The organism is Mesorhizobium sp. LMG17149 (genome assembly GCF_024518695.1).
Lineage (GTDB): Bacteria > Pseudomonadota > Alphaproteobacteria > Rhizobiales > Rhizobiaceae > Mesorhizobium.
The window spans coordinates 339,701-354,371 of sequence record NZ_JANIFL010000001.1; the positions used below are offsets into that span (position 1 = coordinate 339,701).

Below are 14,671 nucleotides of genomic sequence, written 5' to 3' on the forward strand. Positions count from 1 at the left end.
GCCGGCCGGATCGGAATTTGTGCGGTGCTATTCGTCTCGATCCGTCAGGGCCGATCGACAATGATCAGCCTGCCCGCAGCAGGGCCTCGATTTCCGGTATGGCATGGTTGGTCAATGTCTTGGGAATTTCGGCGGTCACCTTGTCCTCGACCTCCTTGTGCAGCTTTTTGCGCATTGTCCCAAGCACCACTGGCGGTGCGACGAGCACGATCTCGTTGAATTCGCCGTCATGCGCGAGCTTGTAGAGCCGGGCGGCGATTTCATCGGCGAAACGCTCCTTGCCGATGCGGTGCCAGTCCGTATCCTCGACTGCGCTGCGGTGTACGGAGGGACCATCATTGTACCGGCCCGGGCTGTCGCTGCCTTGCTCGCGGGTGGGCGGGTTGTCCTGCTGTATTTCCTGCACCACCTCGAGATTCGGATATTTGTTGTCGCCGGCGTTCCTGAGGAAAAGCGCCTTCTCGCCATCGGCCACCATGACCCAGATACCGTGCTTGAGTATGATTGTGTTCATGATGACAGGCTCCTTTTCAGCCGCGTGGTGGCCTTTCGTGGCGTTCCGCAGCCGGGGTTTCGATCCGATATGACAGGCCTTTTGAGAACGCGCCCCGAGCCACTAATGTTCCAGTCGGCCGCCGCGTCGGCGTTGGACATTCTGGCTATCCAGAGTTCGCGGCTTTAATCTACTAATTTGGTAGAATTTAGAAAAAACAGTTTTGCGGCTTTTCTCCCCGGGCGCTAAAAGACCCGGAAAACAAGGCCTGCGACAGCAGCTTGAATCCGCTCCATCTGCAAACGAGAAATATTTTTCTCTTGGCCGGGATGCTTTCAGAAAAGCAATTGCATCCCGACAAGGGATGCGCGAGTGCGTTCCTTCTGGTTTCTCGCGCCCGCGCGTAGAACTGCAAGCTCATTCAGGATTCCGCTCGCGTCCATGTCGCACACTGCTCCCAAGCTCAGCGCCTTCCCCGTGTTCATGCGGGTCGAGGGCGAAGCCGTGGCCATCGTTGGCGGCGGCGAAGAGGCACTGGCCAAGGCGCGGCTGATCGGACAGTCGAGCGCGGTCCTGCGGATCATCGCGGAACACGCCGAGCCCGACCTGCTCGCCTTCATCGCCCAGGCCGGCGCGAGCCATTTTGCCGCCGCTTACGACGCATCGCAGCTCGAAGGCGCGATCATGGTGTTTGCCGCCAGCGGCGACGAGGAACTCGACCGTCGGGTGGCTGCGGATGCGCGCCGCCTAGGCATTCCGGTCAATGCCGTCGATCGGCCTGAGCTTTGCGATTTCTTCACCCCGGCGCTGGTCAACCGCGCGCCGGTCGCCATCGCCATCGGCACCGAAGGTGCAGGCCCGGTGCTTGCCCAGATGTTGCGCGGCCGCATCGACCGCATGCTGTCGCCGTCGCTCGGGCCGCTGGCAATTCTTGCGGCGTCGTTTCGCGGGGCTGCCGAGAAGCTGCTGCCGAAAGGCAATGCCCGCCGCCGCTTCTGGAATGATTTCTTCTCTGGCGCTCCTGCGCGCGCGGCCGAAGCCGGCCAGCTTTCGCAGGCGCATGAAGCTGCCGTCGATCTTCTGCTGTCGGACACGCCCGCTTGCGGTCACATCGCGCTGGTTGGCGCCGGTCCGGGCGCCGAGGATCTTTTGACCTTGCGGGCCCATCGTCTGCTGATGGAAGCCGATGTCATCGTCCATGACGCGCTGGTGCCCGAGGCGGTCGTTGCCATGGGGCGCCGCGATGCCGAGCGCCTGCCGGTCGGAAAACGTAAGGGCTGCCACACCAAGAGCCAGGCTGAGATCAATGCGCTGCTGGTCGAGCTTGGTCGTGAAGGCAAGCGTGTCGTGCGGCTGAAGTCAGGCGATCCGCTGGTGTTCGGCCGGGCCGGCGAAGAGATGGCGGCACTTCGTGATGCCGGAATCGGCTATGAGGTGGTTCCGGGTGTCACCGCGGCCTTTGCTGCCGCCGCCGATTTCGAACTGCCGCTGACCTTGCGCGGTGTCTCCTCGTCGATGGTGTTCACCACCGGCCACGACCTCAAGGGCAATTCGCTGCCCGACTGGGCCAAGCTCGCCATTTCCGGCGCCACCGTTGCCGTTTATATGGGCCGCTCGGTGGCCGCCGAGGTTGCCGGACGGCTGATCGAGGCCGGTCTGTCGCCGGACACTGCGGTGGCCGTGGTCGAGAATGCCAGCCTCGCCAACCGGCGTCGCTTCCACGGCACGCTTGCCGACCTGCCGTCGCTGGAAGCGCGCGCCGATCTTTCCGGCCCGGTCATGACCATCATCGGCGATGCGGTCGCCGGCGCCAATTTTGAGCGATCCGAGCCGCTGGCGGCACACAGGCATGAAGGTGCGTCCAGTTCGATCGCCGAAGGAGTTCAGCCATGAAGATACTGACCGCCAACCGCCTCACCGACGGCATTGCTGTCTGGTACGCCGATGGTGGCTGGGCGGAGACGGTGGACCATGCCGACCTCGCCGATGACAAGGCAGCGGAGGATAGGCTCGAGGCGATCGGCGCCAAGGCCTATGCCGCCAACGAAGTGGTCGACGTCAATTTGATCGACGCTGAAGTCGTCAACGGTGTCGTCCAACCGGTGCGGCTGCGCGAGAAGATCCGCGCTGCCGGCCCGACCATTCGCAACGATCTCGGCAAGCAGGCTGCGCGGGCAGCATAACCAAGACACCAGGCATGGGCGGACGCGCCCTGAAAGACCAAGCATGTACCGTTACGATGAGTTCGACCACGATTTTGTCCAGGCCCGCGTCGCCGAGTTCAGCGACCAGGTGCAGCGTCGTCTTGCCGGCGAGATCACCGAGGACCAGTTCCGGCCATTGAGGCTGATGAACGGCGTCTATCTTCAACTGCATGCCTACATGCTGCGCATCGCGGTGCCTTACGGCACGCTGAACGGCAAGCAGTTGCGCATGCTTGGTCACATCGCCCGCAAATACGACAAGGGCTACGGCCATTTCACCACCCGCCAGAACATCCAGTTCAACTGGCCGGCGCTGTCGGACATTCCGGCGATCCTGGCGGATCTCGCTAGCGTTGAGATGCATGCCATCCAGACCAGCGGCAATTGCATCCGCAACGTCACCGCAGACCATTTCGCCGGCGCTGCCGCCGACGAAGTCGCCGATCCGCGTCCCTACGCGGAAATCCTGCGCCAGTGGTCGTCGGTGCATCCGGAATTCTCGTTCCTGCCGCGCAAGTTCAAGATCGCGGTGACGGGTGCCGAGCGCGACCGCGCCGCCATTCAGACCCACGACATCGGCCTGCACCTGAAGAAGAACGCCGCCGGCGAACTCGGTTTCGCCGTCTATATCGGCGGCGGCCAGGGCCGCACGCCGATGGTTGCCCGCAAGATCCGCGACTTCCTGCCGGAAGCCGACCTTCTGTCCTACTGCACGGCGATCCTGCGCGTTTACAACCTCTATGGCCGCCGCGACAACAAGTACAAGGCGCGCATCAAGATCCTCGTCCATGAGACCGGCGTCGAGGAGATCACCCGCCAGGTCGAGGCCGAGTGGCAGGAGTTGAAGGACGCCGAGCTGAAGCTGCCGGAAGCCGACATCCGCGCCATCGAGGCCTATTTCGCGCCACCGGTGCTCGCTGGGCGGCCGGAAGGCGACCAGGCGGTCAAGCTGGCGCGGCTCGATTCCAAGGGGTTCTCGGAGTGGCTCGACCAGAATGTCGTGACGCACCGCCATCCCGACTATGCGGCGGTGACGATCTCGCTGAAGGGCATCGGCGAGGTGCCCGGCGACGCCTCGGACAGCCAGATGGAAGCAATCGCCGACATCGCCGAGAAATATGGCTTTGACGAACTGCGCGTCAGCCATGAGCAGAACCTGATCCTGCCGCATGTGGCCCGCGCCGACCTCAAGGCGGTCTATGATGCGCTGGTCGGCATCGGCCTGGCGACGGCCAATTCCAATTTGATATCGGACATCATCGCTTGCCCGGGCCTCGACTACTGTGCGCTGGCCACGGCGCGCTCGATCCCGATCGCGCAGGAAATCTCGCGCCGCTTCGCCTCGCTTGAGCGGCAGCGCGAGATCGGCGAACTGAAGCTGAAGATCTCCGGCTGCATCAACGCCTGCGGTCATCACCATGTCGGCCATATCGGCATCCTCGGGGTCGAGAAGAAGGGCTCTGAGCTCTATCAGGTGACGCTGGGCGGCTCGGCCGACGAAAACACCTCGGTCGGCGAGATCATCGGCCGCGGCTTCTCGTCGGAAGAGATCACCGACGCCATCGAGCAGATCGTCGAGACCTATCTCGGCCTCCGGCTCGACCCACAAGAGAAATTCATCGACGCCTACCGCCGAGTCGGTCCCGCGCCGTTCAAGGAGGCGCTCTATGCTGGCGAAGCCAAGGCCGCTTGACCGTATTGGAGACGTCGATGACGGTATCGCCGCCAAAGCGGCGGGGCTCGATGCGCTCTATGGTCATCTGAAGCCGATCGAGATCATCGAACGCTCGGCCCGCGAACTGTTCCTCGACGAGATCGCGGCGGTGTCGTCGTTCGGCGCGGATTCGGCTGTGCTGCTGCACATGATCGCCAAGATCGACCGGACGCTGCCGGTCATTTTCCTCGACACCGGCAAGCATTTCGAGGAGACGCTCGGCTATCGCGACGCGCTCGCCGCCGATTTCGGGCTGACCAACATAAGGGTGATCAAACCCGAGGAAGCAGCACTCGAACGGATCGATCCGACGGGCAATCTGCATCAGAGCAACACCGACGCCTGCTGCGACGTGCGCAAGGTGGAGCCGCTGGCGCGCGGTGTCGCGCCATTTCGTGCCTGGCTCACCGGCCGCAAGCGTTTTCAGGCCGCGACGCGGGCGGCGCTGCCGGTGTTCGAGGCGGTCGGTCCGCGCATCCGCATCAATCCGCTGGCGCATTGGACGACATCGGACCAGGCGGACTACATGCGCGCGCATGCGCTGCGCGAAAATCCGCTGGTCGCCTATGGCTATCTGTCGATCGGCTGCTTCCCGTGCACGCAGCCGGTGCAGCCGGGCGAGGACGCGCGCAGCGGCCGCTGGGCCGGTCACGCCAAGACCGAGTGCGGCATTCACCTGTCGGGGCTGGAGAAGTCGCTGACCGACGCATCCCTTTAGGATATGCTGATATTCAGGTTAGGCTGGCCTGCAAACGGCAGCTTCCTGCGCTTCCGGTGCTCACGTACTTCAAGTACGCTCCGCTCCGGTTCTCGGAAGCCGCCATTTTCGGCGCAGCCTGACCTGAATCTCAACACATCCTTGGTTCGTTTGACTATTTAGGAACTTTTTGATGACTGAACCGACGACAGCGGAGACCCGACTCTGGACCCCTGCGGGTTTTCACGAGGATGAGTGGACGCATGCCGAAAGCGCCGATGCGCTGTCCGGCAACGGCCGCTTCATCCTGCCGTTGCAAGTCTTCCTCGATCTGGATCCGGAGGTGCGCCGCTCGGCCAAGGAACGGCTCGGCGTCCTGCTGCAGCCTGGTGATCAGCTCGAGAAGATTGCCGACCTGCTCGACCAGCTGTCGCTGGTGGCATTGGCCTTCCCGGCCTTCAGCGACGGCCGCTCCTTCTCCAAGGGAGAACTGCTGCGCGGCCGCTACCATTTCGAAGGTGCCGTTCGCGCCACGGGCCAGGTGCTGGTGGACCAACTGCCGCATATGCTGCGGCTAGGCTTCGACGAGTTCGAGATTTCCAATGCGGTGCTGTTGAAGCGCCTGGAGGAGGGCCGCACCGGCGGATTGGGGCTCTACTACCAGCCAGCCGCCGTGCCGGAACCAAAAGGCCCGAAATACTCCTGGCGGCGCGTTCGCAGCAGCTGACGTAGCGGTAATTCCGCGCGTCTTTACATCAGCCGTGTTCAGGCCTTCTCTTGATCATCCGGATGGAAAATCCGTGGACGATTGGGGAGGGGTCTTCATGCGTTACGACTATGTCATAGCCGGCGGTGGGTCCGCCGGCTGTGCGCTTGCCGCACGGCTTTCGGAAGATCCCTCGAATACGGTCTGCCTGATCGAAGCTGGCGGCGAGGGCAGGGATATGCTGATCCGTGCTCCGGCTGGCATTATCGGCATGCTTTCCGGCCGGCCCAGGATCAACAACTGGGCCTTCGAAACCGTGCCGCAGCAAGGTCTTGGCGGCCGCAAGGGCTACCAGCCGCGCGGCAAGGCGCTGGGCGGCTCCAGCGCCATCAATGCAATGCTCTATGTCAGGGGCCATCGCAGCGACTATGACGAATGGGCAAATCTGGGCTGCGAGGGCTGGTCGTGGGATGAGGTTCTGCCCTATTTCCGGCGCGCCGAGGGCAATGAGCGCGGCACTGATGCCTTGCATGGCGGGGACGGCCCACTGAAAGTGTCGAACCAGCGCTCGCCGAGGCCGATCGCCAAGGCCTTCCTAGAGGCTTGTGCCGAAAACCAGATTCGCGCCTCGGACGATTTCAACGGACCGGAACAAGAGGGCGCCGGCTATTTCCAGGTGACCCAGTTTGCCGGTGGCGCCCGTAATGGCGAGCGCTGTTCGACTGCCGCCGCCTATCTCCATCCGGTGATGCAGCGGACCAATCTGACCGTGATCACGCGGGCGCACGCCACAGGCATCGTCCTTGACGGCAAGCGCGCCACCGGCATCCGCTACCGGACACGCAAAGGCGAGGCCGTGGCACAGGCGTCGCGCGAGGTGATCCTCTGTGGCGGTGCCTTCGGTTCGCCGCAACTTCTGTTGCTGTCGGGTATCGGCCCGGCGGCCGAACTTGCCGTGCATGGCGTTCCCGTCGTCCACGAATTGCCGGGCGTCGGCAAGAACCTGCAGGACCACCTCGATTTTATCGTCGGCTGGAGATCGAAGGACACCGATATGCTCGGTATGAGCCCGCGCGGCGCGTGGGGTTTCCTCAGGCATATCGCGCAGTGGCGGCGGGATGGAACCGGGCTGATCGCCTCGCCGTCGGCCGAGAGCGGCGCTTTCGTCAAATCCGACCCGGCGCTTGAGCGCCCTGACCTGCAGCTGCAATTCGTCATCGGGCTCGTCGAAAACCATGCGCGCACGCTGCACTACGGCTTCGGCTTTTCCTGTCATGTCTGCATATTGCGACCGCACTCGCGTGGCGAGGTTGGGCTGGCCAGCGCCGATCCACTTGCCGCGCCACGCATCGATCCGCGCTTTCTCGGCGACCAGCGCGATGCGGAACTGCTGCTGAAAGGCGTGAGGATCACCCGGCAGGTGCTGGCTTCGCCGGCGCTGACGCGCTACCGGCACAAGGAAATGCACATCGCCGGCGAGCCGAGCGATGCCGATCTGATGACCCATATCCGTACCCGCGCCGACACGGTCTATCACCCGGTCGGCTCCTGTCGGATGGGGGTCGACGAGATGGCGGTGGTCGATCCGCAACTCAAGGTGCGCGGGCTTGAAGCCTTGCGTGTCGTCGACGCCTCGGTGATGCCGACACTGATTGGTGGCAACACCAATGCCCCAACCATCATGATCGCCGAAAAGGCCGCCGACATGATCAGGGCTGCCTGATCGGAGCTCCAGGCCGCGGCGCCCATGGCGCGGCGGTCTTTTTGTTGTGACGCAATTGCCCAGGGAAAACGCTACGCGTTTTCCCTGGAAAACCGTTCACACTTCTCCTGGAATTGCTTAAGCCGCCGCCCGTGCCTCGCGGAACGACACCAGCTTGCGGCGGTTTTCGTCCCACAATGCCAGTTTGACGCAGCGCAGGCTTTCGAGCAGCGTAACCCGGCCTATGTCGCGCAACTCGGGATAATCCCGCAGCACTTCCTGCAACCGGTAGCACGGCACCTTGGCCGAGAGGTGATGGACGTGATGGACACCGATGTTGCCGGTGAGCCAGTTCAGCACCGGCGGAAGGTCGTAATACGACGATCCGTGCAAGGCGGCGTGCTGGAATTCCCAGTCGGCATCCTTCGCCCATTCTGTTTCCTCGAACTGGTGCTGGACGTAGAACAGCCAGATGCCGGCCGAACCGGCGAGGATGACGATCGGCAGGTGAACCACCAGGAAAGCGCCCGGGCCGACGAACCAGATAAGGACGGCTGCTGCGACCGCGATGCCAAGGTTGGTGGTCATCGACGACACCCAAGGGGTCAGGCCGCCGCGCATCATGCCGACGGGTAGCCTCTGCTCGAAGATGAAAAGCCAGATCGGACCGAGCCCGAACATCACCAGCGGATGGCGATAGAGACGATAGGCGAGGCGGCCCCGCCACGACATCTGCCGGTATTCTGCAACGGTCAGCGTCCGGATGTCGCCCATGCCGCGTTCGTCAAGATTGCCGGCGCTGGCGTGGTGCGTCGCGTGGGCGCGCCGCCAGCAATCGTAGGGCGTCAGCGTCAGGATGCCGAGCGCGCGGCCAATCCAGTCGTCCGCGTAACGATTGGCGAAGAAGGAGCCGTGGCCGCAATCGTGCTGGATCATGAAGATGCGCACCAGAAACCCGGCCGCGGGGAGGATGAGGACCAGTCCCCACCAATGGCCATAGGCATAAGCCGCCGAGGACAGTCCCCAGAGTATGGCGAATGGAATGAGGGTGATGGCGAGCTCGACGGCGCTGCGCCGCCTGTCAGGCTTCTTGTAGCGGGCAAGAATCTTCAACCAGGCGCGCTTGCTGTTGGCGACCGCCTCAGGGGAAATCATGTTCATCAGGAAGCATAGGCGGGGTGCCTCGCCGCCGCAAGGCAACATCACGCAAAATTACTGTGCGTAATTGTCGCGTGGCTTGGCGATCGAGCCTGCCAACCCGCCAACTCGACCTGCTGATGGCTCTGAGCGTCGGTTTTCCGCTGGTCGATCGCTATTCGCGATCGAGGATAGGGCAGCCGCGCTCGGTGCCAAAAGTCACGCGCACGCGGTCGCCGCCCTGTCTGCCGCGGACCGTGATCTCCCGGCGGCCGACGGACTCTATCCTTGCGCGGCGGATGCCCATTCGGTCCGCCTTGTCGAGAGCCCGGTCTTCGGTGCAGCCTCGTTGACGGCGGTCGCGCCGACCGTCGCGACGGGGGCCTTCGCAATCGTCGTAGGCCGGGTCGCAATCTTCCATGAGCTTCAGTCGCGGGCCATGTTTGCCCAATTGCAGCTGCAGATTGTCTGCTTGTGCCGGAAAGGCCGCCAAGGTGATGGCGCCGAGGCCGACAAACGCTATCAGCGATGAGGTGATTGAAACCTTGCGCATTTACGTCCTCCATTGAACCACAACACATCTATCCTTAGATGGTTCGGCTCTCCCCGGCTATTGCCGATAGGAGGTTTGCTGCCAAGATCGATTGTAGCGTTACGGCCGGCGCCAGCCGATGTCACCGCGCTCCGCCCCATCGAGGCGGTCGAGCAGTTCTCTGAGCCGGTCGGGGATGTCGGCCTCGGTGCGGAAGGCCGGCAAGGTGCGCAGGAAGCGGGTCACCGCCTCGGTGCCGAACTGGCGCCTGACCTCGATGGCCAGCCCCTCTGCCTTTTCGCCCATGTTGCGGGTCATCATCTCAAAATCCTGTGTCGGCTTCGAAACTCCTGCAGCAAGAGAATGGTTCCCCCATCATGCCTGTATGGCAAGCAAAGCCCGCGGTTAAGGTAAAATTTGAATTAAAGTCGAAATGTCTTGCCTGTCATTGCCCGGCCTTGGCCGGCGGCTTCCATAGTCGCTTACCCCTTGATTTTTGGCCGCCAAACATCGATATCGGGCACAAAATCCACATCATTCGAGATTGACGGGAAACGGCGATGAGCGACCAGGCAAAAGACGAACGCGCGCCCGACGAAGTCGAGGCGACCGAGCCCGCAGCTGAGCGCACGGAAGGCAGCACCGACGGCGACTATGAAGCCCTTGTGCGGCTGCTGAAGGAAAATGAAGAGCTGAAGGACCGCGCGCTGCGCGTGGCGGCGGAGATGGAAAACCTGCGTCGCCGCACCGCGCGCGATGTGCACGATGCGCGCACCTACGCGGTCGCGAATTTCGCCCGCGACATGTTGTCGGTGTCGGACAATCTGCGCCGCGCGCTGGATGCGATTCCCGCCGAGGCCAAGGCATCGGGTGACGCCGGCTTCAAGGCGCTGATCGAAGGCGTCGACCTCACCGAGCGCGCCATGCTGTCGGCGCTGGAACGGCATGGGGTCAAGAAGCTCGCGCCGGAAGGCGAGAAGTTCGATCCCAATTTCCACCAGGCGATGTTCGAAGTGCCCAATCCGGATGTCCCGGCCAACACCGTGGTCCAGGTCGTGCAGCCGGGCTATTCGATCGGCGACCGCGTGCTGCGCCCGGCCATGGTCGGCGTCGCCAAGGGTGGTCCGAAGTTCGCCGCCGCTGAAGCACCGGTTGAGCCGGGGCCGGTGAACGAACAGGCTGAGAAGGATGCGTAGTTAGCGCAGTAAGGGAGTAAGGGAGTAAGGGAGTAAGGAAGCGTACCAGCGGTGCGGCTTTGTGATAAACATACTCTCCTATTCTCCTCTTCCCTTACTCCCCTGGTCTGCATGAATGCCATCGCGCTTCTCGACTATGCCGGTGTCGCCGTCTTCGCGGCGACCGGGGCGCTGGCGGCTTCGCGTAAGCAACTCGACATTATCGGCTTCCTGTTCCTGGCCAGCGTCACCGGGATAGGCGGTGGCACGCTTCGCGACGTTATCCTCAACCTGCCGGTTTTCTGGGTCGCCAACTCCGGGTATGTGCTGGTCTGCGCCGCGGTTGCGGTGCTGGTCTTCTTCAGCGCGCATCGTGTCGAATCGCGCTGGAAGTGGCTGCTCTGGCTCGACGCCATCGGGCTCGCCGCCTTTTCGGTGATGGGCGCGGCCAAGGGGCTTGCGATTACCGGCTCGCCGGTCGTGTCCGTCATCACCGGCGTGCTCACCGCCACTTTCGGCGGCATTTTGCGCGATCTCCTTGCGGGCGAGCCATCGGTGCTGCTCAGGCCCGAAATCTACGTCACGGCGGCCCTTGCGGGTGCCGGCCTCTACACGCTTGGCGATCTTGCCGGACTGCCGCCGCTCGCCTCGAACCTCGCCGGCTTTGCGGCGGCGTTCCTCGTGCGCGGTGGTGCGCTCAAATTCGGCTGGTCGTTTCCGTCCTACAAGAGCCGACCCGGCAGGCGGCCGGAAGATATTTTGTGAAAGGAAGCGAATAGCGAATAGAGAGTAGCGAATAGGGGTTGAGCGAGATAGCTCCCGCTATTCGCTATTCGCTATTCGCTATTCGCCAGCGTCACGCAGCGAAGCGCTGGGCTTCGCCGCCATAATAGTTGACGTAGCGTGCGCCGATCTCCTTGACCGGCATCACGACGAACACATCGACCGTCGAGAATTCGCGATCGATGACGCAACCATCGCCGATGCGGGCACCGACGCGCAGATAGCCCTTGACCAAAGGCGGCATCGCGGCGATCGCCGCCTTGGCATTGACGGCCTCGATCGGCATCAGATCCATCGAGCAATAGCGCCCGGACACCGCGCGCACGTCCCAGGCCGAATTCGTCCGGCAGTGGTGGGCGAGATAGGTGAGCGCTTCGGCATGCGCCGCCGGCACGGTGCCGTGAAAGGACGCGCAGCCGGTCATCACACCGATTTCGTAATGATTGATGTAAGCCCAGATGCCTTGCCACAACGCCTCGATGGTGCGCTTCGAGCGGTATTCCGGCAAAACGCAGGAGCGGCCGAGTTCAAGGAAACGCTGGCCGGGGTGGCGGGCGATGAGCTTGGTCAGCTCGAATTCACCTTCGGAATAGAAGCCACCGGCCGTGGCCGCGATTTCTTGCCGCAGCAGCCGATATGTGCCGACGATGCGGCGATGTTCGGGACCGGAAAGCGTGGTGTCCAAAACCAGCAGATGGTCGCAGAGCGGATCGAACCGGTCGGCGTCCCGGCGGTCATGGGCCTGGAACAGGTCCTTCCTGGCGCCAAGTTCGTCGTAGAACACCCGGTAGCGCACTTCCTGCGCGGCCGCGATCTCGGCCTCGTTGCGAGCGAGCCGCACTTCAAGATTGCCTATACGGCCCAGCGCAGCGCCCTTTATGACGGAATCGACGTTACGTCCGGCAAGCAAGGCGCTGCTGGCGTTCGGCCGAGTGTCACATTCCGGCATAACTGTATGCACGAGTGATTCTCCTTCGAGCCATCCCTCTTGGCACGGGGATACGGTGTAGGTGCAACAGGATTGTGACAGTACCGTGATACGACGTCATGGGCAATACTTCGTCGGCTGGCGAATACGATCAACTGGCTACGTTTAAGTGATCGCCCGTGCCGAATGGCGGTGGAAAGCTCAGGCCGCGACGACCTGCCCCTCGACGGCATTGACCAGCGCTTCGGGGTCGAGCGGTTTGGTGACAAAGCCGCTGGCACCATGGGCCAACACCGCATGACGGGTCTTTTCCTGGCTGTCGGCCGACAGCACCATGATCGGCACCGGCCGCACGGCACTTTCTTCCTCATGGCGGCGGATGGCGGCAATCGCGTCCAGCCCGTCCATGACCGGCATGTGCAGATCCATCAAGACCACGTCGAAGCGGTCCTTGTGCGGGGCGCCGGTGACAGCCTCGACGGCGGCCTTGCCGTTGCCGACCACCTTGACGCGATGCCCGGCCTTCAGCAGCGTGGCGCGGGCCAGCATGGCGTTGATGTCATTGTCCTCGGCGATCAGCACTGACAGGCCGCGCTGGCGGTTGCCGACGGCCCGCAGCGACGGTGCGCCGCGCTTTTCCGGCGGCGGCGGGCCGAGGCTCGGAGCATGGCTGCTCAACAGAACACGCAGAAGTGTTCCGCCACGCACCGGCCTGGCCAGGAAGGTTGCGTAGCCGCTGGCACGGAACTCGCCAAGCATGCCGCGATCGGTCGGCGCGATCAGCGTGATCGCCTCACAGTCGGAGAAACCGCTCTGGCGCAGGCGCTTGAGCAGCCTTCCGTCGCCTTCTTCCATCGCTGCATCGACCAGGATCGCATCGCAGCCGGCGGCGAAAGGCGCGGCCTGTGCTGCAGTGGTGGCGATGTCGACCGCGCCGCCATTGGCGCGGATGGTGCGGGCGATGGCGTCGGCCTCGACGGCGTTCTTCGACAGGATCACCGCGCGTCTGCCCGAGAGAGCATTCTGGTGGCCCTGCGGCGCTTCGGTGGCCGCTGTCGCAGGGATTTCGAAGACGAATTCGGATCCCTGGCCGAGCCGGCTGGATACCGAGATCGTGCCGCCCATGGCGGCCACCAGGCGCCTGGAGATGGCAAGGCCGAGGCCGGCCCCGCCATGGGTGCGTGTCGACGTGCCGTCGGCCTGCTCGAATTCCTCGAAAATGCGCTCCAGGTCGGCGTCACGCAGGCCCGGACCGGTATCGGCGATGGTGAAGCATATGCGGTCGCTGGTTTCGGTGCGTGCGCGTGCTATGCTCACCAGCACGCCGCCGCTGTCGGTGAACTTGATGGCGTTGCCGATGAGGTTGAGAAGCACCTGCCTGACCTTGCCCGGATCGGCGGTGATCAATTGCGGCACGTCGGGTTCGACATGGCAACCCAGTCCGATATCCTTGGCGAAGGCGCGCGCTGCCAGCAATTCGATGATGTTGTCGGCGATCTCGCGCACCGACATCGGCTGCGGCTCGGGGTCGAAACGCCCGGCTTCGATCTTGGAATAGTCGAGAAGATCCTCGATCAAGGCAAGCAATGCGCTGGCCGAGGTCGAGACGGCGCCGACATAGGTCTGCTGCTCCGGCGACAGGCTGGTGTCGGCGAGCAACCTGGCCATGCCCATGATGCCGTTCATCGGGGTGCGGATTTCATGGCTGACGGTAGCTAGGAAGCGCGATTTGGCCTGGCTTGCATATTCGGCCCGTTCGCGTGCGGTGATCAGCGACGATTCGGCGCGTTTGCGGGCGGTGATGTCGCGGGCGATGGCGCGGTGCGAAACCGCGCCGCTGTCCTTGTCGCGCACCGACAGTTCGATCCACGAGAACCAGCGCTGCCCGCTCGGCGTGCTGATGGAGACATCGGTGGAACTCAGGCACTCATGGTCGGAAAAGGCGGCATCGGGAACCATGCCGACCTCGATGCCCAGTTCCGCCAGGGTCTTGCCGGCGAGGTCGCGCTGGTCGATCTCGACGAGATCGGCGAAGACCTTGTTGGCATAGACGATGTAGCCGTCGCGGTCGCGATGGATGACGAGATCGCCAAGCGCGTCGATCAGGCCGCGAAAGCGCTCGTCGCTCTCCTGCATCTCCCACATGCGGTCGGCCAGCGTCTCGATCTCGGCGCGGCTGCGGGCAGTGGTTTCGTCAAGAAGGGCGGAGGTGCGATGTTCGCTCCGCCTGGCGCGCAAATGCAGGGCAAGGCCGGCAAGGCCGGTTGCCAGCAATGCGACGCTGATGAAGATCGGTGCCCCGGTCAGATGCGCCAGCCCGGCTACCAACACGATGGCGACAAATGTCAGAAAGGGCAGGCTTTCGCGCCTGGAGAATTCCGGCTCGGGCACCAGCGGCGGCGCGGCGACGAAGCGCCGCGTCGACGCCGGCGGGAGCACCGCATCGACGTCGTCGCCAGTGTCCGCCTGTTGGCTGCCGGATTCCGCGATCATGCGAAATCCTTGCCAGACAGAGATTATAGAAAATTGCGGCGGATCGTTCGAATTTTAGCGGATGAGCGATTTTTGCCGAAGCGCGTCGGGTTTGCCGCCATATCTGG

The 14,671-nt window shown here is 63.4% G+C and carries 14 protein-coding genes; 8 read left to right on the forward strand and 6 right to left on the reverse strand.

What is annotated here, in order from left to right; all coding sequences use genetic code 11:
* Positions 1 to 64 precede the first annotated feature (64 nt).
* A complete protein-coding gene (locus tag NP945_RS01580) occupies positions 65 to 514 on the reverse strand; it encodes a host attachment protein (RefSeq protein ID WP_127271043.1) in 450 nt (149 codons plus the stop codon).
* Positions 515 to 934: 420 nt separating this feature from the next.
* Between NP945_RS01580 and cysG the strand changes: the two genes are divergently transcribed.
* From cysG to NP945_RS01610, 6 genes are all read left to right on the forward strand, one after another.
* Positions 935 to 2,386: a siroheme synthase CysG gene (gene cysG, locus NP945_RS01585; RefSeq protein ID WP_127328268.1), complete on the forward strand. Its 1,452-nt coding sequence runs from the start codon at positions 935 to 937 to the stop codon at positions 2,384 to 2,386.
* Positions 2,383 to 2,676 carry a DUF2849 domain-containing protein gene (locus NP945_RS01590; protein WP_127272018.1) on the forward strand — a complete coding sequence of 98 codons (294 nt, stop codon included), beginning with the start codon at positions 2,383 to 2,385 and terminating at the stop codon, positions 2,674 to 2,676. Before cysG ends, NP945_RS01590 begins: the two co-directional genes overlap by 4 nt.
* Positions 2,677 to 2,719: 43 nt before the next feature.
* Complete coding sequence (locus NP945_RS01595; protein ID WP_127272508.1) at positions 2,720 to 4,390, forward strand: nitrite/sulfite reductase; 1,671 nt, start codon at positions 2,720 to 2,722, stop codon at positions 4,388 to 4,390.
* Entirely contained in the window at positions 4,365 to 5,129 is a 765-nt protein-coding gene (locus NP945_RS01600) for a phosphoadenylyl-sulfate reductase (protein ID WP_127272509.1), read from the forward strand. The genes NP945_RS01595 and NP945_RS01600 overlap by 26 nt, the downstream gene beginning before the upstream one ends.
* 172 nt (positions 5,130 to 5,301) lie before the next feature.
* Complete coding sequence (locus NP945_RS01605) at positions 5,302 to 5,835, forward strand: DUF934 domain-containing protein (RefSeq protein WP_127271069.1); 534 nt, start codon at positions 5,302 to 5,304, stop codon at positions 5,833 to 5,835.
* Between the two features lie 97 nt (positions 5,836 to 5,932).
* Positions 5,933 to 7,537: a GMC family oxidoreductase gene (locus tag NP945_RS01610; RefSeq protein WP_127328270.1), complete on the forward strand. Its 1,605-nt coding sequence runs from the start codon at positions 5,933 to 5,935 to the stop codon at positions 7,535 to 7,537.
* A gap of 117 nt (positions 7,538 to 7,654) precedes the next feature.
* Here NP945_RS01610 and NP945_RS01615 read toward each other — a convergent pair whose 3' ends face one another.
* The 3 genes from NP945_RS01615 to NP945_RS01625 form a co-directional block, all read right to left on the reverse strand.
* Positions 7,655 to 8,677 (reverse strand): fatty acid desaturase, encoded by a 1,023-nt coding sequence (locus NP945_RS01615; RefSeq protein WP_127273297.1) that lies wholly within the window; start codon positions 8,675 to 8,677, stop codon positions 7,655 to 7,657.
* 151 nt (positions 8,678 to 8,828) lie between these two features.
* Positions 8,829 to 9,206: a hypothetical protein gene (locus NP945_RS01620; protein WP_127328272.1), complete on the reverse strand. Its 378-nt coding sequence runs from the start codon at positions 9,204 to 9,206 to the stop codon at positions 8,829 to 8,831.
* 99 nt (positions 9,207 to 9,305) lie between these two features.
* Positions 9,306 to 9,506, reverse strand: coding sequence for a hypothetical protein (locus NP945_RS01625; RefSeq protein WP_127328273.1), 201 nt, complete (start codon positions 9,504 to 9,506; stop codon positions 9,306 to 9,308).
* Positions 9,507 to 9,745: 239 nt separating this feature from the next.
* Between NP945_RS01625 and grpE the strand changes: the two genes are divergently transcribed.
* Positions 9,746 to 10,381, forward strand: a complete 636-nt coding sequence (grpE, locus tag NP945_RS01630; protein ID WP_027161324.1) for a nucleotide exchange factor GrpE — start codon at positions 9,746 to 9,748, stop codon at positions 10,379 to 10,381.
* A 111-nt stretch (positions 10,382 to 10,492) separates the two neighbouring features.
* The gene (locus tag NP945_RS01635; RefSeq protein WP_127319279.1) at positions 10,493 to 11,125 is read left to right on the forward strand and encodes a trimeric intracellular cation channel family protein; all 633 of its coding nucleotides are present in this window, start codon (positions 10,493 to 10,495) and stop codon (positions 11,123 to 11,125) included.
* Between the two features lie 91 nt (positions 11,126 to 11,216).
* Here NP945_RS01635 and NP945_RS01640 read toward each other — a convergent pair whose 3' ends face one another.
* Positions 11,217 to 12,092, reverse strand: coding sequence for a GNAT family N-acetyltransferase (locus NP945_RS01640; RefSeq protein WP_023812526.1), 876 nt, complete (start codon positions 12,090 to 12,092; stop codon positions 11,217 to 11,219).
* A gap of 180 nt (positions 12,093 to 12,272) precedes the next feature.
* Positions 12,273 to 14,564, reverse strand: coding sequence for a PAS domain-containing hybrid sensor histidine kinase/response regulator (locus tag NP945_RS01645; protein WP_256745399.1), 2,292 nt, complete (start codon positions 14,562 to 14,564; stop codon positions 12,273 to 12,275).
* Between the last annotated feature and the right edge of the window lie 107 nt (positions 14,565 to 14,671).